Annotated in this window: 16 protein-coding genes and 2 pseudogenes; 1 reads left to right on the plus strand and 17 read right to left on the minus strand. The window is 74.1% G+C overall.

The annotated features are described in order from the left end of the window. Window positions 1-3 precede the first annotated feature (3 nt). The 16 genes and pseudogenes from ACFV8H_RS31450 to ACFV8H_RS31525 all read right to left on the minus strand — a co-directional run. Complete coding sequence (locus ACFV8H_RS31450) at window positions 4-1,287, minus strand: DUF4910 domain-containing protein (RefSeq protein WP_380406816.1); 1,284 nt, start codon at window positions 1,285-1,287, stop codon at window positions 4-6. After that, a complete protein-coding gene (locus ACFV8H_RS31455) occupies window positions 1,275-2,300 on the minus strand; it encodes an NAD-dependent epimerase/dehydratase family protein (RefSeq protein ID WP_380406818.1) in 1,026 nt (341 codons plus the stop codon). The genes ACFV8H_RS31450 and ACFV8H_RS31455 overlap by 13 nt, the downstream gene beginning before the upstream one ends. A gap of 3 nt (window positions 2,301-2,303) precedes the next feature. After that, the gene (locus ACFV8H_RS31460; protein WP_380406820.1) at window positions 2,304-2,951 is read right to left on the minus strand and encodes a PIG-L deacetylase family protein; all 648 of its coding nucleotides are present in this window, start codon (window positions 2,949-2,951) and stop codon (window positions 2,304-2,306) included. Beyond that, a complete protein-coding gene (locus ACFV8H_RS31465; RefSeq protein ID WP_380406822.1) occupies window positions 2,948-3,745 on the minus strand; it encodes a glucose-1-phosphate cytidylyltransferase in 798 nt (265 codons plus the stop codon). Before ACFV8H_RS31465 ends, ACFV8H_RS31460 begins: the two co-directional genes overlap by 4 nt. Further along, on the minus strand, window positions 3,742-4,977 hold the full coding sequence (locus ACFV8H_RS31470; RefSeq protein WP_380406824.1) for a class I SAM-dependent methyltransferase: 1,236 nt from the start codon (window positions 4,975-4,977) through the stop codon (window positions 3,742-3,744). Before ACFV8H_RS31470 ends, ACFV8H_RS31465 begins: the two co-directional genes overlap by 4 nt. Continuing rightward, on the minus strand, window positions 4,974-6,248 hold the full coding sequence (locus ACFV8H_RS31475) for a glycosyltransferase (RefSeq protein ID WP_380406826.1): 1,275 nt from the start codon (window positions 6,246-6,248) through the stop codon (window positions 4,974-4,976). Before ACFV8H_RS31475 ends, ACFV8H_RS31470 begins: the two co-directional genes overlap by 4 nt. Before the next feature lies 1 nt (window position 6,249). After that, complete coding sequence (locus ACFV8H_RS31480; protein WP_380406828.1) at window positions 6,250-7,542, minus strand: O-antigen ligase domain-containing protein; 1,293 nt, start codon at window positions 7,540-7,542, stop codon at window positions 6,250-6,252. Between the two features lies 1 nt (window position 7,543). After that, entirely contained in the window at window positions 7,544-9,073 is a 1,530-nt protein-coding gene (locus tag ACFV8H_RS31485; RefSeq protein WP_380406830.1) for a right-handed parallel beta-helix repeat-containing protein, read from the minus strand. Between the two features lie 16 nt (window positions 9,074-9,089). Next, window positions 9,090-11,078, minus strand: coding sequence for an alginate lyase family protein (locus ACFV8H_RS31490; protein WP_380406846.1), 1,989 nt, complete (start codon window positions 11,076-11,078; stop codon window positions 9,090-9,092). A 2-nt stretch (window positions 11,079-11,080) separates the two neighbouring features. After that, the gene (locus ACFV8H_RS31495; protein ID WP_380406832.1) at window positions 11,081-13,282 is read right to left on the minus strand and encodes a bi-domain-containing oxidoreductase; all 2,202 of its coding nucleotides are present in this window, start codon (window positions 13,280-13,282) and stop codon (window positions 11,081-11,083) included. Window positions 13,283-13,309: 27 nt separating this feature from the next. After that, complete coding sequence (gene asnB / locus ACFV8H_RS31500) at window positions 13,310-15,229, minus strand: asparagine synthase (glutamine-hydrolyzing) (RefSeq protein WP_380406834.1); 1,920 nt, start codon at window positions 15,227-15,229, stop codon at window positions 13,310-13,312. 3 nt (window positions 15,230-15,232) lie between these two features. Then, window positions 15,233-16,768: a Wzz/FepE/Etk N-terminal domain-containing protein gene (locus ACFV8H_RS31505; RefSeq protein WP_380406835.1), complete on the minus strand. Its 1,536-nt coding sequence runs from the start codon at window positions 16,766-16,768 to the stop codon at window positions 15,233-15,235. A 5-nt stretch (window positions 16,769-16,773) separates the two neighbouring features. Beyond that, the gene (locus ACFV8H_RS31510) at window positions 16,774-18,153 is read right to left on the minus strand and encodes a Wzz/FepE/Etk N-terminal domain-containing protein (protein WP_380406837.1); all 1,380 of its coding nucleotides are present in this window, start codon (window positions 18,151-18,153) and stop codon (window positions 16,774-16,776) included. Then, window positions 18,150-19,409: a glycosyltransferase family 4 protein gene (locus tag ACFV8H_RS31515; protein WP_380406838.1), complete on the minus strand. Its 1,260-nt coding sequence runs from the start codon at window positions 19,407-19,409 to the stop codon at window positions 18,150-18,152. The genes ACFV8H_RS31510 and ACFV8H_RS31515 overlap by 4 nt, the downstream gene beginning before the upstream one ends. A gap of 4 nt (window positions 19,410-19,413) precedes the next feature. Beyond that, window positions 19,414-20,730, minus strand: a complete 1,317-nt coding sequence (locus tag ACFV8H_RS31520) for a nucleotide sugar dehydrogenase (RefSeq protein WP_380406840.1) — start codon at window positions 20,728-20,730, stop codon at window positions 19,414-19,416. Between the two features lie 156 nt (window positions 20,731-20,886). Continuing rightward, window positions 20,887-22,249: pseudogene (locus tag ACFV8H_RS31525) on the minus strand (sugar transferase); the annotation flags it as partial. Between the two features lie 883 nt (window positions 22,250-23,132). Between ACFV8H_RS31525 and ACFV8H_RS31530 the strand changes: the two are divergent. After that, window positions 23,133-23,207: pseudogene (locus tag ACFV8H_RS31530) on the plus strand (BBE domain-containing protein); the annotation flags it as partial. 59 nt (window positions 23,208-23,266) lie between these two features. Here ACFV8H_RS31530 and ACFV8H_RS31535 read toward each other — a convergent pair. Then, window positions 23,267-23,992 carry a hypothetical protein gene (locus tag ACFV8H_RS31535; protein WP_380406841.1) on the minus strand — a complete coding sequence of 242 codons (726 nt, stop codon included), beginning with the start codon at window positions 23,990-23,992 and terminating at the stop codon, window positions 23,267-23,269. Window positions 23,993-24,127: the final 135 nt, after the last annotated feature.

The following is a 24,127-nucleotide window of genomic DNA, read 5'->3' on the forward strand; positions in this document are numbered from 1 at the left end:
GCGTCAGGCCTTGATCAGCCCGGCGCCCCGCAGGGCGTCGGCCGCGGCGGCCACGGTGTCGAACGGCAGCCCGGAGCGCTCGGCCACGTCCAGCAGGCCGTGCTCGCCGTCGGAGAGGCTGAGCACCCACAGCATGGCCAGCTGGGCCTGCTTGGCGTCGCTGCGCCCGCCGAGCGAGTCGTACAGCCCGCGCCGGCCCAACTGCGGTTCGCCGTAGGGGCTGAGGTTGAGGTAGCGCCGGTTGCGGTCGAGCACGGCGAAGGCCTCCCGGCAGACCGCGAGGGTGTCCGCCATCGCCTCGGGCCGCACGAAGTCCAGGTCGTCCGCCGAGGTGTGGTACTCGGGGTACCCGGCGTACGGGGTCCGGCTGAGCGAACCGACGCCGAGGTCGAACCCGGGCGAGCAGTACTGCCGCTCGTCGTAGCCGTACGGCGTGAACTCGGTGACGCGGTGCGGGCGTTCGGAGGTGCGCAGGACATGCCCCAGCACCCGGTCGATCTCCGCGTCGCCGCGCCGGCTCTGCTTGTACGTCAGCTGCCCCCGGTCCCCGGCGCAGGCCAGCACCAGGCCGTGCTTGACCCGGTCCACCCGCTCCCGGTTGCGGGCCAGCCAGGTGATCGCCCCGATGGTGCCCGGGGCGAAGACGAACCGGTAGGTGTAGTAGGGCGTCCGCTCGGCCAGTTCGCGGGCCAGGAAGGTCGCCACCGCGATGCCGGCCAGGTTGTCGTTGGCCAGCGCGGGGTGGCAGACGTGGCAGGAGACCAGCACCTCGTCGGCGACCTGCCCGGGGACGACGTGCTCGGCGTAGGTGAGGTGGCCGTCCGCGAGGGTGGAGTCGATCCGCACCTCGTAGTCGCCCTCGGGCAGCGCGTCCAAGGTCTCCTGGGCCAGGCAGAACCCCCACTCCGGGGTGTAGTAGCTGGTGCGGTAGGGCACCCAGGTGGGGTGGTCCGGCAGGGTGTGGAGGTGCGGGCGCAGCTCGCTCAGCGGCATGGTGGCCGCGACCGGCACGCTGTAGCCGAGCACGTGCAGGCTGGACGCGGCGAGGTCGACGACCCGGCGGCCCGCGGCGTCGGCGACGTAGGCGTCCCGGACGTTCCACTCCTGGGGCACCGTCCAGTCGAGCACCTGCGTCCCGGTCGGCACCTCGTGCACCGTCAGCGGGACGTACTCGCCGACGACGTCCAGGGTGGCGCGCACGCCGTCGCCGGTGATGCTCCGGCGGAGCGGGTACAGCCGCTCCACCAGGGCGTGCATCCGCTCGCCGACCCCGGTCACCGGCGCCACCGCAGGGTGTCGTCGACGGCGCCGGCGCCGGTGGCCTCGCGGAGCACCGCCAGCCGGGTGAAGCGCCGCTCGAAGTCCTCCCTGGTCAGCCCGAACTTCCGGTAGGCCTCGGCGAGTTCGACCGCGCCCTGCTTGACCGTCCACTCGCAGTCGAAGCCGGGCAGGGCGGCCCGGAACCGGGAGAAGTCCACCCGGTAGGAGCGCGGGTCGGCGCCGTTCTCCCCGGTGATCACCACCTGGGCGCCGGCCACCGCCTCGGCGACCTGCTCGGCGATCTCGGCGACCGTGACGTTGTTGGCCTCGCTGCCGATGTTGAAGGCCCGGTCGTGCACCGCCTCGCGCGGCGCCTCCAGCGCGGCCGTGAAGGCCCGGGCGATGTCGGCGGCGTGCACCAGCGGGCGCCAGGGGGTGCCGTCGGAGAGCACCAGCACCTCGCCGGAGAGCAGCGCGTGGCCGACCAGGTTGTTCAGCACGATGTCGGCGCGCAGCCGGGGCGAGTAGCCGAAGGCGGTGGCGTTGCGCATGTACACCGGGCTGAAGTCGCCGTCGGCCAGGGCGTGCAGGTCGTCCTCCACCCGCACCTTGGACTCCGCGTACGGGGTCACCGGGCGCAGCGGGGCGTCCTCGGTCACCAGCTCGTCGCCGCCGGCCGCGCCGTAGACGGAGCAGGTCGAGGCGTACAGGAAGCGCTTCACCCCGGCCTCGCGGGCCAGCTCGGCCAGCCGCACCGAGGCGTGGTGGTTGATGTCGTAGGTGAGGTCCGGCGCAAGCGAGCCGAGCGGGTCGTTGGAGAGCGCGGCCAGGTGGATCACGGCGTCCACCCCGGCCACGTGCTCGGCGGTCACGTCGCGCAGGTCCACCCGCCGGCCCGGCGGGTCCGCGGGCTTCGGGCCGAGGACGCACTCCGCGAACAGGCCGGCGTCCAGGCCGACGACGTCGTGGCCGGCGGCGGCGAGCACCGGGGCCATCACGGTGCCCAGGTAGCCCTGGTGTCCGGTCAGCAGTACGCGCATGGTTCAACCCCCCAGGTTGAGAGTGACTTTGGTGGCGTCGAAGGCCTCGGCGTAGCGGGCGTGGCATTCGATGCCGCGGATCCGGGCGAGCCCGAGGAAGGCCTCCCGGTCGTACCAGGGGCGGTGCCGCTGCGAGGGGTAGTGCTCCTGCAGCAGCCGCCCCTTCCGTTCGGCGGTCTCCGGGCTCAGCGGCTGGTAGGCCGTCGGGCGGCCGAGGTCGGCGTCCCACTTGACGATCTCGTAGCCGAGCACCAGGTGGTCGCGGAACGCGGTGGGGACCAGCCGGGCCAGGCCGCGGTGGTCCTGGTGGGCGTCGGCGGTGCGCGGGGCGAGGACCAGCTGCGGGTCGGTGCGCCCGCGCAGTTCCTCGACGGCGGCCTTGGCCTCCTCCCAGTGCGCGGGCAGCCGGCCGTCCGGCAGCTTGAGCACGGTCAGCCGCAGGTCGGCGCCGGGGCAGAAGGCGGCCAGCGCGGCCTGCTCCTCCTGCTCCCGGGCGCTGCCGCCGCCGGAGAGCACCAGCGCGTCCACCCGCAGCCCGGGACGCGCCTCGCACAGCGTCAGCAGCGTGCCGCCGGCGCCGATGGCGATGTCGTCGCAGTGCGCGCCGACCGCGGCGATCCGCTCCAGCGGCCCGGGGCCGAGCCGGATCACGAGGACCTCACCGCGGCCCCGTCCCGCTCCCAGACGGCCCAGGGGCGGTCGCCGTGGGCGTAGGCGGCGTCCAGGGCGGCCCGCTCCTTCACGGTGTCGGTGGGCTTCCAGAAGCCGCGGTGCTGGTGGGCCACCAGGCGGCCGCGCTTGGCGAGTTCGGTGCAGCCGTCGGCGACCAGGTCGCCGTTCTCCGGGATGTGGTCGAAGATCTCCTGGCGGAGCACGAAGTACCCGCCGTTCTCCCACAGCGGCATGTCGCTGACCGCGGTGATGCCCCCGACCAGGCCGTCCTCGCCCAGGTCCACGCAGTGGAAGGAGGACTGCGGCGGCACCACCATCATCGACGCCCCGGCGTCCCGCTCGACGAAGCGGTCGATCATCTCCGGCAGCGGCGCATCGGTGAGCACATCGGCGTAGTTGGCGAGGAACATCTCGTCGCCGTCCAGGTGGTGGCGCACCCGGCGCAGCCGCTCGCCGATCGGCGACTCGATGCCGGTCTGCGCGAAGGTGATCGTCCAGGAGGCGATGTCGGTCGACAGCAGTTCCGTGCGCCCGCCCCGCAGCACGAAGTCGTTGGACGTCGTCTCCTGGTAGTTGAGGAAGAAGTCCTTGATGTGGTGGGCGCCGTAGCCGAGGCAGAGGATGAACTCGGTGTGCCCGTAGTAGGCGTAGTAGCGCATCACGTGCCAGATCAGCGGCCGGGGGCCGACCATCGCCATCGGCTTGGGCACGTCGTCGGAGGCTCCGCTGCGCATCCGCAGCCCGTAACCGCCGCAGAACAGGACGACCTTCACCGCTCCCCCTCGACGATGCTCAGTTCCGGGATGGGGAAGACCAGGCGGCCGCCCCACTCGTGCACGAAGGACAACTGCTCGACCAGTTCGGCCCGCAGGTTCCACGGCAGGACCAGCACGTAGTCCGGCCGGTCGGCGGCGATCTGCTCGGGCGCCAGGATCGGGATGCGGGTGCCCGGGGTGAACCGGCCGTGCTTGTACGGGTTCCGGTCGACGGTGTACGGGAGCAGGTCGGGCCGGATGCCGCAGTGGTTGAGCAGGGTGTTGCCCTTGCCGGGGGCGCCGTAGCCGACGACGCTCTCGCCGCGCTCGGCCACCCCGATCAGGAAGCTCAGCACGTCCCGGCGGACCTTGGCGACCCGGGCCGAGAACTCGGTGTAGCCGGCCAGCTCCTGGAGCCCGGCGGCCTTCTCCCGGGCCAGCACGTCGGCCACCCGCGGGGTCGGCTCGCCGGCCGCCTCGGCCGGCCGGGCCCACAGCCGGATCGAGCCGCCGTGGGTGGGCAGCAGCTCGACGTCGACCAGGGTGAGCCCGCCGCTGGCCAGCGCCCGGATCGCGGAGGCGACCGTGTAGTACTGGAAGTGCTCGTGGTAGATGGTGTCGTACTGGTTCTCCTCGATCAGGGTCAGCAGGTGCTGCACCTCGATCGAGACCCAGCCGTCGTCGGCGACCAAGGCGCGCAGCCCCCGGGTGAAGCCGACCACGTCGGGGATGTGGGCGTAGACGTTGTTGGCCACCACCAGGTCCGCCGGGCCGTGTTCGGCGCGGACGTCCGCGCCGGTGTCCGGGTCCAGGAACGCGGTGAGGGTGGGCACCCCGGCCTCGCGCGCGGCGGCGCCGACGTTCACCGACGGTTCGACGCCCAGGCAGCGGATCCCGCGCTCCACCACGTGCCGCAGCAGGTAGCCGTCGTTGCTGGCCACCTCGACCACGAAGGCGTCGGCGCCCAGCCCGAGCCGCTCCACGGCCCCGGCGACGAAGCCGCGGGCGTGCTCCACCCAGGAGGTCGAGAAGGAGGAGAAGTACGCGTACTCCTGGAAGGTCTCCTCGGGCGTGATCAGCGGCGGGATCTGCGCCAGCCAGCAGTCCGTGCAGACCCGCAGGTGCAGCGGGTACGCCGGCTCCGGCCGGTCCAACTGGTCGGCGGCGAGGAAGCTCTCGCACGGCGGGGTCGCCCCCAGGTCGACGACGCTCCCCATCGCCGTCGAGCCGCACAGTCGGCATCGTGTCATTGACTGCTCCCATTCCTGCCCGCGCGGGTGCCCCGCCGCGGGCCAGCGTGTCCGTTCCCCACCGGCGGCGCGCCGACCGCGCCGCCGGACCGGGCCGCGATCGCGGCCCGGTACCCCTCCACCAGGTGCTCCAGCCCGACGGCCGGGCTGAACCCCTGCTCGTACCGGCGCCGGGCGGCCCGGCCCAGCGCCCGGTTGGCCGCCGGGTCGGCCGTGATCCGGCGCAGGCAGGCCGCGAGCGAGGCCGCCTCGCCCGGCCGGTGCAGCAGCCCGGTCACCCCGTCCTCGACGAGTTCGACGAAGGCGCCGTGACCGGCGGCGACGGCCGGCACCCCGGCCGCCATCGCCTCCACCACCACCAGCCCGAAGGCCTCCAGCCAGGTCGACGGCGCCACCACGGCGACCGCCCGGGCGACGGCCTCCCGGCACTGCGCCTGGTCGTACAGGCCGACGCAGCGCACGTCCGCCCGGCCGGCCGCCCAGGCCCGCACCTCCGCCTCCAGCGGCCCGGCGCCCGCGATCACCAGCGGCACCCCGACCCCGCCCTCGGCGGCGAGCCGGTCCCAGGCCGCCATCAGCAGCCGCACGCCCTTGGCCTCCGCGAGCCGGCCCAGGTAGAGCAGGTGCTCCCCCGCGCCGGTGCGGACGGTGCCCGGCTCCGGCACGAAGTTGTGCTTCACCGCCAGCCGTTCGGCCGGCAGCCCGGACCGCACCAGGACCTCGCGCTGCGCCGCGGAGATGCAGAAGAACCGCTCCACCCCCGTCCACCAGCGCCGCCGGTTGACCACCAGGCCCACCGCGAGCGGCACCGTCGCCAGCCGGGAGCCCCGGTAGCAGCCGTGCCGCACGGCGGGCAGCGGCGAGCCGCCGACGCACTCGGTGCACGGCCGGCCGTCCCGCTGGAGGGTGCCCGGCGGGCAGACCTGGGTGTAGTTGTGCAGCGTCGCGACGGCGGGCACGCCCGCGTCGGCGCAGGCCGCCAGCACCGCGGGCGACAGCAGCGGGAAGACGTTGTGGACGTGCACCACGTCCGGCCGCGCGGCCCGCAGCCGGGCGGCCAACTCCGTGCGCACCGCCGGGTTCCAGGGCACCAGCAGCGGCACCGCGACCTTGCCCGGCAGCGAGCGGCGGGCGATGTCGTCGCTGCGCCGCTCGAACAGCTCGACCCGGTGGCCGGCCTCCCGCAGCAGGCCCACCTCCTGGTCGACGACCTTGTTCTCCCCGCTCGGCTGCGCCGAGGCGTAGCGGTTGTGCACCACGAGGACGCGCATGTCAGGTGAGCTCCGTTCGCCGGGCCCGGGGCGCGGTGCGCCGCCGGGGAGCAGCAGGGGTCGGGAGGAGGGCGGGCGACGGCAGGGCGGCGGGCCCGGCGGGCGCCGCCAGCAGCGAGGCGGCCACGGTCAGGTGCAGCAGGTACGGCGAGGCGTCGCCCAGCCCGGCCTCGGTGTACGAGGCGATCGCGCAGTAGCTGATCAGGAAGATCGCACCGGCCCGGGCGAGCGAGGGCGGCCGCAGCAGCGCGACGCCGCCCAGCACCACGAAGACCACGGCCACCACGGCGACCCCGGCCAGGCCCTGTTCGTTGTAGACGGCCAGCCAGCTGTTGTCGATCGGCAGCCCGCCGAAGGATTTGTCGCCCAGCCCCATGCCGAAGACCTGCTCGACGGTGGTCCGGGGCGCCGCCAGCAGGGCGTCCCAGACCTTGGCCCGGCCGGTGAGGTTGGAGATGTTCTCCTGGGTCTGGCCGCGCAGGAACCAGGCCTGGAGCAGGGAGTTCAGGCCCACCCCGACCACGGTGGCGAGCAGCACCGCCCAGCTGAACAGCCGGCGGGCGGCGGCGCTGGTCAGCAGCAGCGAGCCGATCGCCAGCAGCAGCCCGGCGATCAGTCCGATGGTAGCGGTGCGGGTGTGGGTCAGCGCGAGCAGGACGAGCGAGGGCACGATGATCGTCGCCGCGCTCGCCCCGGTGGTGCGGCGGTCCAGCAGGAGCAGCACGGTGAGCCCGATGATCACCGCCGCGTACTGCCCGATCTGCGGCGGGGTGAGCGGCCACAGCGCGCCGACCAGCCGCCCGCCGTAGACGTCGGGGAAGGCCGCGCCCGGTGAGGCGACCAGGCCGGCGGCCACCGAGACCAGCACCACGAAGTACATCCGGATGTGGAACCGGACGAAGCTCTGGCTGCCGTCCCACCAGCGGCTGAGCAGCCACAGGGTGGCGACGAAGAGCGTCAGCCGGAAGCAGCGGAACAGCGCGCCGTAACCGGAGTGCAGGTTGGCGCTGGAGATCACGCTCAGCACCAGCAGCAGGGTGAGCAGGAACAGGAGGGCGCTGGGCCGGATCCGCAGCCGCAGGTTGAGCAGCAGGGCCAGCGCGAAGGCGGAGACCAGGGCGCCCATGGTGGCCATCTGGATCAGCGAGCGGGGCAGCGGGATGATCGTCTGTGCCCCGGCGGAGCCGAGGGTGTTGAGGATCAGCAGGCCCCAGATCAGCTCGACGGTCCTCGGCGGGCCGGCCGGGCGCCCCTCGCGGGTGAGGTCCCGGGCGCGGGTCGCGGTCGCGGCCATCTCAACCACCGGCCCCGGGCTTGAGGGTGCTGCCCTGGTCCTGCTGGTACGGCGCGCCCTGCCACTGCTCGAAGTCGAGGGTGCGGCTCGGGTCGTGGGCGACGAAGCTCCACGGCCCGACGTAGGTGTTGTCGTGCCAGCGGTTCTGCTGCTTGCCGGTGACGGCGTCGGCCACCGGTTCGCCCTTGTACGGCGACCAGTCCGGGAAGGTGCCGTAGTTGGCCAGCACCGCCATCCGGCCGCAGGTCGAGGTGCAGCCGACCACGGACGGGTCCAGCGTGAAGCGGTTGTCGTGGACGTCGACGCGCTGGGTCTTCCAGCGGCAGTCGTCGTACAGCGGTGCGGCGGCGATGCCCGGCCGGGCGCAGCGGGCGGTGTCCTGGACCAGCAGGGTGCAGGCGCCGGAGGAGGTGTTGGCCGGGCTGTTGCAGAACCGGTCGGCGTTCTCCCACAGGGTGATGCCGGACCAGTTGTCCTCCAGCGTGTTCCGGTCGATCTCGATCTTGTCGGTGCGGGCCTTGATCCGCGGTTCGCCGCCGGACTCGGACAGGTAGACGGTGGCGAACGGGAAGGTGTCGCCGCGGTCGGCGGAACGGCGGCCGTCCACCCAGTTGTTGCGCCGGATCGTGTTGTCGCGGATGACGGCGTTGTAGCTGGTCTCGTAGATCAGCGCGGCGCCGTCGTTGGACTCCAGCAGGTTGCCCTCGATCCGGAAGTCGTTGTTGTTCGTGTCGGCCCACAGGCCCGTCCCGCGGTTGTCGTGCACCCAGTTGCCGAGCACGTCGGCGCCGTTGACGGCCCAGAACTTGACGCCGCCGGTGCAGCCGCAGCCGGGCTGGCGCTTCTCCCACTGGTCGGTGTCGTTGCCGGTGATCTCGTTGCCCTCGACCAGCAGGTCGCCCAGCGGCGCGCCGGACTTGTAGGCGTTCATGCCGTACTGCCCGTTGCCGCGCAGGCAGCTGGCGCGGACCTTCTGGTGGGCGCCCGCCATCAGCCCGGCGCCGGAGTTGCGCTGGATCGTCGCGTGCTCGATCACCCAGCCGTCGGCCGAGTCGTGGTTGACCACGCCCTCGTTCTGCGGGGCGACGAAGCCCTGCACGGTCAGGTAGCGGAGGGTGACGTTCCCGGCGCCGCCGCCGAAGGCGTACTGGTTGGTCCCGTGGCCGTCGAGCACCGCGCCGGGCGCGCCGAGGTAGCTGTCGCCGTCCTTGGGGACGACCTGGGCGTAGCGGTCCGCTTCGAGGCTGTGCGTCCCCGGTCCGAGCCAGAACGTGGTGTTCGGCGGGCTGGCCTTGGTCTTCGCCGCCAGGTCGTTGACCACCTCGGGGTCGACCGTCACCGCGCCGGCGGGCGCGGTGGCCGGCCCGGCCTCGGTGTGGTCGCACACCCGGGCCACCGCCGTGGCCGGGGACGGCGGGGCGGTCGGCTCCGCCGGGGCGTCCGACGTGCTGGTGCAGCCCGCCGCCGCCAGCAGCGCCAGCACCAGCACCGACGCGGCCGACGCCGCCCGGCGCCACCTGGTGATCCCCACCGTCCCCATCCTCCCGCTAGCCCCGGAACCCGAGGACGCTGATGAACTCCCGCTCGCCGTCGGCGGTTCCGGTGCCGATCAGCGTGGTGGCGGGCTCCTTGCGGCCGAAGCCGACCGAGTACCAGCCCAGCGGCGGCGTGCTCTCGCCGCGGTGCGCCCGCCAGGTCAGCTGCCCGGGCAGGTCGAGCACCGCGGAGCGGTCCTGGCCGTCCCTGGTCCAGGTCAGCACGGCCCGGTGGCCGGTCAGTTCGGCGCTGACCGCCGGGCCGAGGTGGAACGCCAGGCGTACGGCCCGCGCCGGGCCGCGCACCTGGTCGACCACCCGCAGCTCCCGGGTGGCGGCCGTCAGCTCCACCCGGCGGCGGTGCACCGTGTCCTGGTAGCCGTCGTGCTCGGCGCACCAGCGGGCCACCGCCGGGTCGGAGGTGTCCGCGACCAGGACGCGGGTGCGGGCGTGCCTGGTCCACAGGAACGGGCCGCCGGGGACGGACTGGTCGGTGCCGGCCAGCTCCAGGGTGTTGTGGCCCAGCGTCGAGCGGAAGTAGCGCCGCCACTCGGGCTGCCCGTGGTAGCAGTACGTCCCCGGGTCGGCGAGCACGTCGACGCCCTCGTAGCGGACCTCCACGGACAGCGCGTCGGCGTGGCCGTGCGCGGCGATGGACAGGAAGCCGTGCGGGCCGCCGTCGCAGCGGCACCAGATCTCGCCCGTACGAGTCTCGCCGGGGCCGGTCTCCGCCCGGCCGCTCCACGCCGGGGCCCGCAGCACCGTCATGCCCGCGTCCGGGAAGTGCACCGGCCGCGCCGCCGGGCGGGCCACCGTGCCGTCCTGGGCGTACGGCCGCAGCAGCGCGGCCAGCAGCGGGGTGCGCACATCGGTGCCGGTCACCGCCGGCCACCAGGCGAGCCGGCCGAACACGGCCTCCCCGGTGGCCAGCAGCGAGGCCCAGCGGTCGCTGCCCGCGCCGTCCAGGACCAGGCCGTGCCCGTCGTCGGCGTCCCCCTGGCGGGGCGGGCGCAGGCGCTCGTCCACCACGGCCGCGAGGGCGTCGGTCATCCGCAGCAGCACCAGCCGGACGGTCCCGGGGACGGGCACGGCGGCCGCGTCCGCCTCGGCCACCGCGGCCAGGCCGAGTTCCAGGACCAGTCCGTGGTACTCGGTGGCCAGTTCGCGGTTGAGCCCGGAGGGGAAGGTGTTGGCGCGCAGCTGCCGCTCCAGCGAGCGCAGCGCGTCGGCGCGCCAGCGCTCCGAGGCGGGGAACCAGTCGAACGCGCAGGCCGCCGCGAACTGCCCGGCGTCCTCGGCGATCACGTGGTTGTTCGCCGAGGAGCCCCGGCTGGGGAAGGCGGCCAGCCAGTGCTGGTGGTGCCAGATCTGCTCCAGCGCCACCGGGTTGTCCTCGAACAGCCCGGCCGCACCGGGCCAGCCGTCGAGCAGTCGGCGCACCCACACCCAGGACAGCAGCCGGATGCCCAGCTCGATGCCGCTGATCCAGTGCACGCCGCGCAGCGGCGGGTTGGCCTGCCACCAGGACTGCAGGTGCTCGGCCGCCCGCTCGGCGTACCGCTCGTTGCGGGTCAGCGCGTAGGCGGCGGCGAGCACCGTCAGGTGCTGGTGCCGGGACGGCTCCCAGATCTGCTTGATGTCGCCGACGGCGTCCTCGTCCCGGTAGGGCAGGTCGAAGGCGTAGCCGTCCGGTGCGCGTCGGCCGGTCTTCGGGTCGAGCCACCAGTCCGGGGCGGCCAGGTCGGCGCGCTCCACCCCGAAGTACTCGGCGTGCCCGTCCATCAGCCGGTCCGCCGCGGCGACCAGCCGCTTGGCGGCGTCCGCCGGGACGGCGGCGAGCGCCCCGGCGGGCAGGACGGCGGTGAACCGGGCGCCGGTGACGGCCGGGGCGCTCGGCGGCGCCGAGCGCCACCGCCGCCGGCGCAGCACGTCGCCGGCCCGGCCGCCGACCTCCCGCGGTCCCATCCGGGACAGCCGGCGCAGGTACCAGCCCGGGCTCATGGTCACTTCGGCCCCGCCAGGGTCACCGGCGCGCCGCCGGCCAGGGCGGCCTGGACGGCGAGGGTGGCCGCCGTGGTGGCGACCAGCGACTCCAGCGGCACCGGCATCGGCCCGCCGGTCCGCACCGCCTTGATGAACGAGGCCAGTTCGGCGGACTGGCCCTTGTCCCGGGCCTTCGGCAGCCGGGAGCTGACCCAGCGCTTGCGCCCGGCCGTGCCGCTGAAGTGCACCGAGGCGCGGACGAAGTCGTCGAGCTTGAGCACCTTGCCGTCCGCGACCAGGTCCAGCGTCTCCTTGGGGAAGCCGGGCGCGCCGGTGGTGACGTAGCTGAGGGTGGCGGTGGAGCCGTCCGGGTAGCCCAGCACGATCTGCAGGTCCTCGTTGCCGGCCGGGGCGACGGCGTACACCGAGACCGGGTCGGCGCCCAGCAGCCAGCTCGCCGTGTCGATGAAGTGCCCGCCCTCGCCCGCGAACCGCGAGCCCTCGGTGCCCTGTTGGAGGTACCAGCTGCCGTGCTGGAGCCGCCCGGCGTTGACCAGGTAGCGCAGGCTCGCCGGGCCGCCGCGGGCGCCGAAGTGGCTCCTGGCCTCGCGCAGCAGCGGCGCGAAGCGGCGGTTGAAGCCCACCTGGAGGCGGTCGTTGCCGGACTCCTCCACCGCGGCGAGCACGCGCGCCAGTTCGGCCTCGGTGAGGGCCAGCGGCTTCTCCACGAACACCGGCTTGCCGGCCAGCAGCGCCCGCTCGGTCAGCGCGGCGTGCGAGCTGTGCCGGGTGACCACGAAGACCGCGTCGATCGAGTCGTCGCCGAGCACGGCGTCCAGGTCGGTGGTCGCCCGGTCGAAGCCGAACTTGCGCTGGGCGTTGGCCGCGGACAGCGCCGTGGTGGTGACGACGGTGGACAGCGCGACGCCCTCGCGCTGGGCCAGGTGCGGCAGCAGCATCGACGTCGCGTAGTTCCCCGCGCCGACGAACGCCAGCCGCACCGGCGTCCCGGCCGGCCGGGCGGGGGCGGTGGCCCGGCCGGGGCGCCGTACCTCGGGGACGGCCAGCGTCGGGGCCTGCGCCGCCTGCCCGGCCTCGGCGCCCGGGTACCGGAACAGCACCGCCACGGCCTTCAACTCGCCGTCCTTCAAACGCCGGTAGGTCTCCACCGCGTCGTCGAAGTCGGCGATGTGGGAGATCAGCGGCGCCACGTCCACCCGGCCGCGGGCGGCGAGGTCGAGGAAGCAGGCCAGGTTGCGGCGCTCGGTCCAGCGCACGTAGCCGATCGGGTAGTCCCGGCCCGCCAGCTCGTACTCCGGGTCGTAGCGCCCGGGGCCGTACGAGCGGGAGAACCGGACGTCCAGCTCCTTCTCGTAGTAGGCGTTCCACGGCAGGTCGAGGCGGCACTTGCCGATGTCCACCACCCGGCCGCGGTCCCGGCTCAACTGCGCGGCCAGCTCGACGGGTTGGTTGCTGCCGCCGCCGGCCGCCAGGTACACCTGGTCCACGCCGTGGCCGTCGGTCAGCTCGGCGACGGCGGTCTCCACCACCGCGGAGCCGGGATCGCCGCAGGCCACCGCGCCCAGCCGCTCGGCGAGTTCGCAGCGCACCGGGTCGGGGTCCGCCCCGACCACCCGGACGCCCGCGGCGGTGAGCAGCTGCACCACCAGCTGGCCGATCAGCCCCAGGCCGATCACCAGCGCCACCTCGCCGAGCTGCGGCTCGCCCTGGCGCACGCCCTGGAGGGCGATCGACCCGACGGTGCCGAAGGCCGCGTGCTGCGGCGCGAGGCCGTCCGGGACCGGGGTGTAGAGGTTCTTCGGCACCCAGTTCAGTTCGGCGTGCAGCGCGTGCTCGTTGCCCGCGCAGGCCACCAGGTCCCCGACCTTGACGTCGTCGACCCCGGCGCCGACCTGCTCCACCACCCCGCACAGCGAGTAGCCCAGCGGCGTGTAGGAGTCCAGCTTGCCCATCACCTTGCGGTAGGTGGCGGGCAGGCCGTTGGTGGCGACGCTCTGCATAACCTTGGCCACCTGGTCGGGGCGCGAGCGGGCCTTGCCCACCATCGACATCCCGGCCTCGGACACCTTCATCAGCTCGGTCCCGGTGGAGATCAGCGAGAAGGCGCTGCGCACCAGCACCCCGCCCGGCTTGCACCCCGGCACCGGCACGTCGAGCACCGACAGTTCGCCGCTCTTGTAGTTCTGCACAACCTGTTTCACCGGAAGTCCCCTTGCTTCTCTCGCAGTTCAGTGGGCGGCGGAGCCGGAGGTCGCGCCGCGGTACCAGTACTCCAGGGTCAGCACGTGCCACAGGTGCTTGGAGAAGTCCTGCTGCCCGGCGGCGTCCTCGGCAGCCAGCCGGGCCAGCGCGTCACGGCGCAGGAAGCCGGAGCGCACCAGCTCGCCGTCGTTGATCACCTCGCGCACCAGCGGGGCGAGGTCCCGGCTCATCCAGGCCCGCAGCGGCGCGCTGAACAGGCCCTTGGGCCGGTACACGATCTCCCGGGGCAGCACGGAGGTGGCCGCCTCCTTGAGCACGGCCTTGCCCTGGCGTCCGACGATCTTGCGGTCGCCGGGCACCGTGAACGCGGCCCTGACCACCTCGACGTCCACGTACGGCACCCGCACCTCGGTCGACGCGGCCATGCTGGAGCGGTCCGTGTAGGCGAGGTTGAGGCCCGGCAGGAACATCCGGGCGTCGCCCAGGCACATCCGGTTGACGAAGTCGTCGAGCTCGTTGTCCCGGTAGACGTCCGCGTGCTCGTCCAGCACGTCCTGGACCGTCCCGGCGAGGTCCGGGTCGACCAGGGCGAGCAGCTCCTCCCGGTCGTACATGGTGTAGCTGCGCCGGAACGCCGTCTCCTCCGGCAGATCGGCGAAGGAGAGGAAGCGCTTGGCGAACCGCACCGAGCGCAGCCCCCGGTTGGCGGTGGCCACCGGCAGCCGGTCCACCGCGGCGGACAGGCCGCGCCGCAGCGGCCGCGGCACGCGCTGGTAGCGCAGCGCCAGCTGGTTGGCCAGGTGCTTGCGGTAGCCGGCGAACAGCTCGTCGGCGCCCATCCCGGAGAGCAGCACCTTGACCCCGGCCTCCCGGGCGGCCGAGCAGATCAGGAAGGTGTTGATGGCGGCCGGGTCGCCGATCGGCTCGTCCAGGTGGTACGTCATCCGCGGCAGCAGGTCCAGCACGTCCGGGGCGATCTCGATCTCGTGCAGGTCGACGCCGAACTGCGCCGCCACCTGCCGGGCGTAGCGCAGGTCGTCCGGCATCGCCTCGAACCTGGCGTCCTCGGCGCGGAAGCCGATCGTGTAGGCGGAGATCCCCGGGCGGTCGCGGGCCGCCAGTGCGGTCAGGTAGCTGGAGTCCAGTCCGCCGGAGAGGAAGGTCGCCACCGGGACGTCGGAGAGCAGGTGGCGCCGCGTCGACTCCTCGACGATCGCGGCGAGGTCCGGCAGTTCGCCGGCCCGGGCCCGCTCGCGGCCCTCGGCGGCGACCTCCCGCAGGTGCCAGTACCTGCCGCGCTCCACCCGGCCGTCGGGCCGGCAGCGCAGCCAGCTGCCCGGCGGCAGCTTCTCCGCCTCGCGGTACGCGCACCGGGAGTCCGGCACCCAGTAGTAGAGCAGCGAGGCCACCATCGCCGCGTGGTCCACCTCCAGCGAGCCGCCGGTCGCGGCGGCCAGCGCCTTGAGCTCGGAGGCGAACACCAGGCCCTCGCCGCGCCGGAGCAGGAACAGCGGCTTGATGCCGAGCTGGTCGCGGGCGAGCACCAGCTCGCCGGTCCGCTCGTCGAAGACCCCGAAGGCGAACATGCCGCGCAGCCGGGGCAGGCAGTCGGTGCCCCAGCGCCGCCAGGCCTCCAGCAGCACCTCGGTGTCGGAGGTGCCGCGGAAGCGCACCCCGGTGGCGGCCAGTTCGGCGCGCAGCTCGGGGGCGTTGTACAGCTCGCCGTTGTAGGTCAGCACCAGGCCGTCCTTGGCCATCGGCTGGGCGCCCGTCCCGGAGAGGTCGACGATGGCCAGCCGGCGGTGCCCGAGGTGCACCTCGCCGTCGCCGAGGGAGTGGCCGTACCGGCCGGCGCCGTCCGGGCCGCGGTGGGCGAGGGTGTCGGTGAGCAGGTCGGTCACGACCTTCCCGTCCGGCCACCGGTACGTTCCTGCGATGCCGCACATGTCCTACCTCGCCTCCTGGTCGATGTCCGGGACCCGTGCGGTCCAGGCCGGTAGTCGTTCGGTCCGCCGTCGGCCCAGCCGGATCAGCCGGGCGGGTCGTTCGTCGCGGTCGGGCGGCGCGGCGGGCGGCCCGTCCCAGCGGGTGCCGTCGGTGCGGTCGCGCGGGTCGGGGTCGATCAGCACCACGCCGAGCACCGGGATGTGCTGCTCGGCGAGCTGGCGGGCCACGGTGTGCAGCCAGGCGGCGCTGCCGGCCCCGGCCCGGACGACCAGCACCGTCCGGGTGCCGAGGTACCGGAGGTCGGTCCAGGCCGTGCCGGGCGCCACCGAGCCGACGCCGACCCGGCGCTCCTGCGGCTGCGGAACGGCCCCGGCCTGCTCGCCGCGGACCACGGTCGGCTCCCCCGGCTTCGCGGTGCGCCGGGCGAGCTGCGGTCCGGGCAGCCCGTCGACGACGACCACGGGGCCGTCCTGCTCGGTCAGCGCCCCGGCGAGGTCCAGGGCGAGCGCGCCGGTGCTGTGCGCGCAGCCCAGTTCGAGCAGCGACACCGGCTCGGCGCAGCCGCGCACGGTGCGGGCCAGGGTGGCGGTGACCCGCTCCCGGGCCGCCCTGGTCCGGCGCAGCTGCCAGCGGCCGCGCGAGCGGCGCGGCACCTGCGCCAGCTCCGCGATCACGGAGGCGCCGAGGTGGGCCGCGATCTCCCGGCGCAGCACCGGGCGGTCCGCCACCACCGCGCCGACGGCGGCCACGGCGATCCCGAGGAACAGTCCGAGGACGGCTCCGATCCCGGCGTCGGTGGCGGCCGTCTTCGGCAGCGACTGCCGCACCGCGTGCGGGGCGTCCACGATCTGGGTGCCGGCCACCAGCCGGGGCGCGCCGACCTTGGCCTCGGCGGCGCGCTGGCCGAAGTCGGTGATCCGGGCGGTGAGTTCGGCCCGGCTGGCGTAGAGCGACTCCAGGTTGGCCGGCCCCTTGGCGCCGTTCGGCTGCGTGCCGGTGCCGATCTGCTGGTTGACCTGGTCGAGTTCCTGGCGCATCCGGTCGCGCTGGTCGAGCAGGGCCTTGGACTCGGCGTCCGCGGCCTCCTGGATCCGCTGCACGTGGTCGGCGACGAAGGCCTCGGCCAGCGCCTTGGCGCGGGCCTGGGCCTCGGCGTCGCTCTTCCCGGTCACGGTGATCTCCAGCAGGTTGTTGGTCAGGCCCGCCCCCGCGTACTCCTTCATGAAGTCCTCGGGCTTCTCGGCGGATCCGAGGGCTTTCAGCGCCGCGCCGGCGATCCCGGTGGTCTGCAGCAGGGCGGCGTCGGTGCGGATCAGCGTTCCGGGATCGTTCGGCTGGTCCGCCGCGTGGGCGACCAGCACCTTGGCCGTCGCGCTGGGCGGCGGCGGCCGCAGGACGGCCAGTGCCGCGCCGGCCAGCAGGCCGAGCAGCGCCAGGGCGCACCAGAGGCGGCGGCGCCTGCGCACCGCGACCACCAGCGACTGGAGGTCCAGCAGTGGAGCGGCGGTCGACGACTCCCCCGTCGTACTCGTCGTCACCCCGATCATCCCCCCGTTTCGTCATCGGCTTCGGAGCGCGCGGCGGCGGCGCCCGCGAGCACCGGCTCGGCCCCGCCCGTACGGCGCCCGGCCGGGCGCTTGGGGCCGCCCTGGACCAGGTCGGCCACCACGATGCCGACCAGCTCGTGCTCGGCGTCCGCGCACGCCCCGGCCAGGCCGGCCAGCTCCCCCGCCGTCCAGCTGCCCGCGCTGAGCACGACCAGGGCGCCGGCCTCCTCCTCGCGGTCCGGCACCAGCGGCCGGGTGACCGGCACCCCCACCACCCGCAGCCGCGGCTCGCCGCCCGCCTCGGCGGCCAGCTGGTCGGCGGCCCGGCGGGCCGGCTCGTCGCCCTCCGGGACGACGACCAACAGCCCGCGCGAGGGCGGCAGTTGCTCCCGGATCCGGGTGCAGACCCGCCGGTAGCGCAGCTGCCGGCCGGCCTCGTCGCCGGAGGCGTGCGGGGTCGGCAGGTCCCACCGGACGTCGGTGCCCAGCACCCGGCGGAGCAGAGCGCGCGGGCCGCGCGCCGCCGGCCGCCGCGCGGCCCGCCCGCCGGGGACGTCGACGGTGCCGAGCAGTTCGGTGCCCAGCGCCGCGGCGATCTCCGGCTCGGTGCGCAGCCGACGGCTCATCCGGGCGGCCGTGAGGTGCCCGACCACCCCGAGCAGGAGGAACACCAGCGCGCCGGCGGCGACGAGTTGGACCCGGGTCGGCGGTGCCTGGCCGGTCGGCCGGGCCGCCGTGCCCATGACGACCATGTTGGCCTTGTTGGCGGCCAGGTCGACCTGGTCCAGCTTCTTGACGGCGTCCTGCAGCGCGGTGCGCAGCTTCTCCAGCTCGGTGCGGACCTGCACGCTCTCCACGGTCTGCCCCGGCCCGACCGAGTTGGCGAGGTCGGTGATGCGCTGGCCGGTCTGGACGACCAGCTGGCGCAGCTGCTCGGGCTGGGCCGCCTCGGGGTCGGTGCCGTCGCCCGCCATCCGCGCGGCGAAGCCGACGAACTGCTTGGCCATCTGGTCGGCGAGCTGCTGGGCGCGCTCCGGGGTCTCCGCGGTGCCCGAGATCTTGATGATGTTCCCGTCCGCGGCGGTGGCGCTCACCCGGCTCTGCAGCTTGCCGCCGTTGACCCCGCTCCACTTGAGCGCGGCGGCCGCCCGGTCGACCACCACCGAACTGGTCGCGATCTCCGCCTGGGTCATCAGCTCGCGCTCCTGCCAGACCCCCGGCAGCAGCACGGACGACGAGGTGGTGTAGCTCGGCGGGAACAGCAGTGAGCTGCCGTAGCCGACCAGCGCCCCCAGGACGGTGAGGACGGCGAGCAGCCGCCACCGCCGACGGAGGATCCGGCCGATCGTGACCAGGCGGATCGTGTCCTCGCTCAACGGCGCTGCCTTCTCCCCGCCCTGCCCCGGCCGCCCACCGCCGGGGCGCCGTCACCGCAGGCGGCGGCGTAGGCGGCGAGCAGGGCCCGCTGGGAGTTCCGCCAGGCGAGCGGCCCGTTGATCCGCTCCTGGCCGACCTTGCCCATCAGGGCCCGCCGCTCCGGGTCGTCCATCAGCTGCGCGACCAGCCGGGCGAACTCGGACTCGTCGTTGGCGGGCGCGTAGAGGGCCGCGTCACCGGCGGAGACCCGGGCCTCCCGGAGGTCGAAGGAGACCATCGGCCGGCCCATCACCATGTACTCCAGGACCTTGTTCATGGTCGACACGTCGTTGAGCGGGTTGCGCGGGTCCGGGGAGAGGCAGACGTCCGCGGTGGACAGGTAGCGCGCCAGGTCGGCGTCGGACACCCGGCCGGTGAACTGCACCCGGTCGTCGAGTCCGAGCCGCCGGGACAGCTCGACCATCGCGTCGAAGGTGTCGCCGCCGCCCACGAACACCGCGTGCCAGTCGGTCCGGCCCTGCTCGTCGCGCAGCTTCGCCAGCGCCCGCAGGGCGTAGTCGACACCGTCCTGCGGCCCCATCACGCCCAGGTAGCACAGCAGATGGGGCTGTCCGCGCTTGAGCTCGGGCTCGGGCGGAAGCGGGCGGTGTCGGGCGGTGTCGGGCGCGCTGCGCACCACGAAGACGGACTCCGGCCGCTTGCCGCCGCGGCGCAGCGCGACGTCCCGGTAGCTCTCGTTGGTGGCGAGCACGACGTCCGCGGCCCGGTAGGTCATCCGCTCCAGCGCGCACACGCCCCGGTAGAGCAGGTCCTCGCCGCGGTCGAAGCGGGAGAGGTACAGCTCCGGCACCAGGTCGTGCTGGTCGAAGACGAACCGTGCGCCGCGCCGTTTCAGCCACAGCGCGGGCAGGAACAGCAGGTCGGGCGGGTTGCAGGCGTGCACGACGTCGACCGGGCCGACCTTGCGGGCCAGCCGGGCAGTGTGCCAGAGCGCGCTCCCGTACTCCCGCAGGTAGCCGGCCGGGCCGCCGGTGGCCGCCCGGAGCGGGTAGCGGTGGATCCGCACCCCGTCGATCACGGCCTCCGGCTCGGTGTCCCGCTTGCTGCCCTGCGGGCAGATGACGTCCACCCGCCAGCCCGCGTCGCGCAGGGTGGTGCACTCCTGCCACACCCGCCGGTCGAACGGCACCGACAGGTTCTCCACCAGGATCAGCGCGCGGCGTCCCCGCCCGTCGCCGACCGCGTCATCGAACATCGCGTCACCAGGCAAGGCCCACGTACCCCGGTTCGGTCCGGCGCCGCTCGGCGTCCGGAAGGCGGATGAGGTCGACGATCACCGCTCCGTCGCCCTGCGGCAGGGCCGACAGCACGGCCTCGTCCCTGGTGCCGACCACGCACACCTCGGCGTGCTCCAGCACCTCGGCGACGGAGGGCACCAGCAGCTGCGCGAGGTGCGGCAGCCGGGTCTCGATGTACTCCCGGTTCGCCCCGAGCAGCCGGGAGAGGTGCACGTTGGGGTCGTAGATCCGCAGGTCGTAGCCCTTGCCGAAGAGCCGCTCGGCGAGTTCGACCAGCGGGCTCTCCCGGAGGTCGTCGGTGCCGGGCTTGAAGGACAGGCCGAACAGGCCCACCCGGCGCTTGCCGGTGCGCTCGACCAGCTCCACCGCGCGCTGGAGGTGGTCGGCGTTGGAGGCCAGCACGTGCGAGAGGATCGGCACCGAGACGTCGGCCCGGTGCGCGGCGTGCACCAGGCTGCGCAGGTCCTTGGGCAGGCAGGAGCCGCCGAAGGCGAAGCCGGGCCGCAGGTAGGCGGGGCTGATGTTGAGCTTGCGGTCGGCCAGGAAGACGTCGACCACCTGGTGCGAGTCCACCCCGAGCGCCTGGCACACCGCGCCCAGCTCGTTGGCGAAGCCGATCTTGAGGCCGTGGAAGGCGTTGTCCGCGTACTTGATCGCCTCGGCCACCGGAACGGGCACCCGGAACACCTCGCCCGGCAGGCCCTCGTAGAGCGCCGCGACCACGTCGCCGCTGGCCGCGTCGAGCTCGCCGATCACCGTCTTCGGCGGGTCGAAGAAGTCCCGCACGCTGGTGCCCTCGCGCAGGAACTCCGGGTTGACCGCGACCCCGACGTCCACCCCGGCGGTGCCGCCGAGGTGCTTCTCCAGGATCGGCACCAGCAGGTCGAGGCAGGTGCCCGGGAGCATGGTGCTGCGGAACACGACGGTGTGCCGCCCGCCCTTCTCGGCCGCCGCCGCACCGATCTGCTCGGTGACCCGCTCCAGGTAGGTGGTGCACAGGCTGCCGTTGGCCGCCGAGGGCGTGCCCACGCAGACCAGCGACACGTCGCTGCCCAGGATCGCCTCGCGGACGTCCGCGGTGGCGCGCAGCGCCCCGGACCGCACCATCTCGGCGGTCAGCTCGCCGATCCGCTCCTCGACGACCGGGGCCCTGCCCTCGTTGACCAGGTCGACCTTCACCTGGTTGACGTCCACGCCGATGACCTCGTGACCGAGGCTGGCCAGGCACGCGGCCGACACGCAGCCCACGTAGCCGAGCCCCAGGACGCTGACCCTCATGACCCGTTCCTCCCCTCGGGCCGGCCCTCGCGGCCGACCGTCCGCGCGGCGGCCCCCCGCCCCCCCCCCCCACTCGCCCGCAGGACGCCCCCCGCCCCCCGGGGACCCCCCCCCGCGGCGTCAAGCGGATCACCCCGTGCACGGCCGGCCGCCCGGACGCCACGTAGCGCAGGTCCAGTCGGACCGCCTCCTCCCAGGGCAGGTCGCTGCGCCCGCTGATCTGCCACAGGCCGGTGAGCCCGGGCTTGACGAGCAGTCGCCGCCGGATGTCCGGGCCGTACGCGGCGGACTCCTCCGGCAGCGGCGGGCGCGGGCCGACCAGCGACATCGAGCCGGCCAGCACGTTGAGCAGCTGCGGCAGCTCGTCCAGCGAGTACCGGCGCAGCACTCCGCCGACCCTGGTCACCCGGGGGTCCCGGCGGAGCTTGAACAGCAGGCCGGCGCCCTCGTTGCGGTCGGCCAGCCCGGCCTTGGCCCGGTCGGCCCCGGCCACCATGGTGCGGAACTTGACCAGGGTGAACTGGCGGCCGTCCTTGCCGACCCGGTGCTGCCGGTAGAGCACCCCGCCGCGGCTGTCCAGCGCGACGAGCAGTCCGACGAACAGCATCAGCGGCGAGAACAGCACCAGCAGGACCGCGGCGCCCAGCCGGTCGACGACCGCCTTGACCGCCCGGGGCCCGCCGGTGAAGGCGGGCATGCTGACCCGCAGCATCGGGATGCCGAGCACCGCGTCGACGTGCAGCCGCGGTCCGGCCACCTCCATCAGCACCGGCGCCACCACCATCTCGGCGTCGCCGCCCTCCAGGTTCCAGGCCAGCCGTTGCAGCCGGTCCGGTGACCAGTGCGGGTCCGGCGTGATCGCGACCACCCGGTAGCCGTCCCGCCGGACGTGGTTGGCGACGTCCGCCAGCCGGCCGACCACCGGCACGCCGTCCAGCCGGTCGCCGTCGGGGCCCAGCGCGTACGGCGTGCAGACCGCCTCCACCCGCCAGCCCAGGTGCGGGAACTTGCGGGTCCGGGCGATCAGGTCGCGCACGGTGGCCGGACTCCCGGCGGCGAGCACCGGGCGCAGGCACCGCCCCCGGTTGCGCTGCTCGTGCAGCCACAGCCGCAGCAGGTAGCGCTCCGTCATGGTGACGATCGTGATCGCCGGGATCGCGACGAAGATCCAGAGCCTGATGTTGTGCGAGGAGAGGGCGATCCCGCCGAGCGCCAGGACGACGGCGGCCGTGAACAGCGAACGGCCGAGTCGGCGGAATTCCTCCGCCCCCTGGCCGAGAACCGCCGGTGCCCACGCCCGGGTCGTCCCGAGCGCCCCCAGCACCAACAGTTCGGTGCCGAAGGCCAGAATTCCCCATTTCTCGTGCCAGTTGGCCGCGTCCCGGACCCCGAAGAAGCCGCCGATGGCCGCCACCACGAAGGCGGTGGCCACCGTATCGCTGATGATCACGGTACGGCGGTACTGCTGCTCCCAATCGCTCTCGGGCCGGCCGAATTTCCCGCTCCCCGGATGGCTCACCCGGGTCGGCGCGAACCGGCCGACTAATTCCCCCTCCTTCTGCTCGACCGCTCCTGCTCCCGCCCCCGCCAGGCCGTCAGTGGGTTCGACGTGCTCGCTCCACACGGTTCCTCCCCCCGGGAGGCGGCTGCCTCCCGCACCTGATTCCTCCCCCCGGGAGGCCCTGCCTCCCGTGTCGCGCCGTTCCTGGCCGCGCACGGCAGCGCCCCCGGAAATGGCGGATCCGCCATTGCGGCGCTACGTGGACTTCCCACCGGGCACCGGCAGACTGGTGCGTCCTGCCGAATTCCCGGAGTGCGCGGAAAAACGTCGACGGTTGCTCTCCACACTCAAAACCTCTGCTCGGGCGTCGAGAATGGGACACCCCCCGCCCGCCGCCGGAAAACGCGACTACCGGCAGTCCGCAACGACCGATCCGTAGATCATCACGTGTCACCCCTCACGCCCGATCGTGCGGCACGAAAATCAATGTAGAGCATCCGGGGCGCCCGATGAGGGGGATGTGTGAAACAGGTGCTCGAGATTTGAAATCATCCCCAACTGCCGGTGCCCGGGAGGGGGTTGCCGGACGCCCCGGCCCCCTGCCGTGACCTGTGCCGACGTACCTCCGACGTACCTCCGACGCACCCCCGGCGGGCCCCGGCGGGCCGCCCCGGACCGGGGGTCGGGCGGGCCCGCAGGCGCCACTTCCGGCCGTCCGGCCACACCCCTGGGCACGGGCCGGTGGGTACGGGCATGCTGAGGGGACGACCTGCCCATGGGGCAACCCGGCGTCACCGTACGGGGGCTGACGATGAGTCACAGCGAGGAACCTGCCGCGCGGCCGACCCGCCGCACCCTGCTCACCACGGCCGGGGGCCTCGCCGCCGTGCACCCCGGCGACCCGCGCCTGCAAGGAGTCAAGGCCCGCTGGGACCCGCGCAACGTGTTCCGGCACGCCCTCTCGGTGGAACTCCCGGAGTGGCCGAACTCGCGGAGTGGCCGACGGCCGTCGGGCCCGGCCGGAGCCCGCCCCCGTCACGCGCTCGGCGGGTTCCGCTCCAGGTAGCGCAGGCCCTGCTTGAGGTAGGCCCGCGGGTTGGTGGTCAGGTGCCGGGCCCACTCGGGCCCGCTCTCGCCGCGCCGGTGGGCGTAGCAGGCCAGCGCGTAGCCGAGCATCCGCTCGGACAGGTAGCCGAGCCGCGAGGACGACCAACCGCGGTCGCTCCGACGGAACTCGAAGGCGGAGTTGGCGGTGAAGACGCCGAGGCCGAAGTGCACCGTCAGCAGGTCGGTGAGCGGTTCGTGGTCGCGCCGGTCCCGGGAGATCCGCTGCTCGTCGAGGAGCCGGACGTGGCCCAGCTCGTGGGCGACGGTGGCGACCAGGGCGACGGGACGGGCGGCCTGGCGCTGGGCGACGGCGATCACCGGGCGCCCGTTCTCCCGCCGGTAGTGCCCGGCGGCGAAGCGGGAGCTGTGGTTGAGCCGGAGCTCGTCGACCATCGCCTGCTCGCCGTCGTCCGGCTCGATCTCGATGGTCAGCCGGTTGGGCGGCACCTCCAGGTAGCCGCAGATCTGGGCGATCACCCGCCGGATGTCCTCCGCGGACCCCCGGTACGGCCCGGGGAAGAAGTCCGCCGTCGGCAGCACCGGGGCACGGTCCAGCACCCCGCGGCCGAACTCGGCCGCCAGCCAGGCCATCGACTCCTCGATCCAGACCCGTTCGTCCGGCTCCACCGGACACTTCGGCGCGAACAACGCCATCACACCCCCCGCATGATCACGGACATGATGCACGAGGGTGGTGAACGGCGTGCGCCGGGGGCGGCCCGGGCGGGCGACCCCCCCGCCCCGGCCCGGGCCCCGGGCCGGGGCCGGGCCCCGGGCCCGGCCCGGGGC

It is taken from the genome of Kitasatospora sp. NPDC059827 (genome assembly GCF_042731675.1).
GTDB lineage: Bacteria > Actinomycetota > Actinomycetes > Streptomycetales > Streptomycetaceae > Kitasatospora.

What these genes read in the sequence shown, in the direction of transcription:
- asnB (WP_380406834.1), bottom strand. Translation starts at nt 15,229, where the DNA reads ATGTGCGGCATCGCAGGAACGTACCGGTGGCCGGACGGGAAGGTCGTG.
- ACFV8H_RS31480 (WP_380406828.1), bottom strand. Translation starts at nt 7,542, where the DNA reads ATGGCCGCGACCGCGACCCGCGCCCGGGACCTCACCCGCGAGGGGCGC.
- ACFV8H_RS31470 (WP_380406824.1), bottom strand. Translation starts at nt 4,977, where the DNA reads ATGACACGATGCCGACTGTGCGGCTCGACGGCGATGGGGAGCGTCGTC.
- ACFV8H_RS31490 (WP_380406846.1), bottom strand. Translation starts at nt 11,078, where the DNA reads ATGAGCCCGGGCTGGTACCTGCGCCGGCTGTCCCGGATGGGACCGCGG.
- ACFV8H_RS31520 (WP_380406840.1), bottom strand. Translation starts at nt 20,730, where the DNA reads ATGAGGGTCAGCGTCCTGGGGCTCGGCTACGTGGGCTGCGTGTCGGCC.
- ACFV8H_RS31475 (WP_380406826.1), bottom strand. Translation starts at nt 6,248, where the DNA reads ATGCGCGTCCTCGTGGTGCACAACCGCTACGCCTCGGCGCAGCCGAGC.
- ACFV8H_RS31515 (WP_380406838.1), bottom strand. Translation starts at nt 19,409, where the DNA reads ATGTTCGATGACGCGGTCGGCGACGGGCGGGGACGCCGCGCGCTGATC.
- ACFV8H_RS31455 (WP_380406818.1), bottom strand. Translation starts at nt 2,300, where the DNA reads ATGCGCGTACTGCTGACCGGACACCAGGGCTACCTGGGCACCGTGATG.
- ACFV8H_RS31535 (WP_380406841.1), bottom strand. Translation starts at nt 23,992, where the DNA reads ATGGCGTTGTTCGCGCCGAAGTGTCCGGTGGAGCCGGACGAACGGGTC.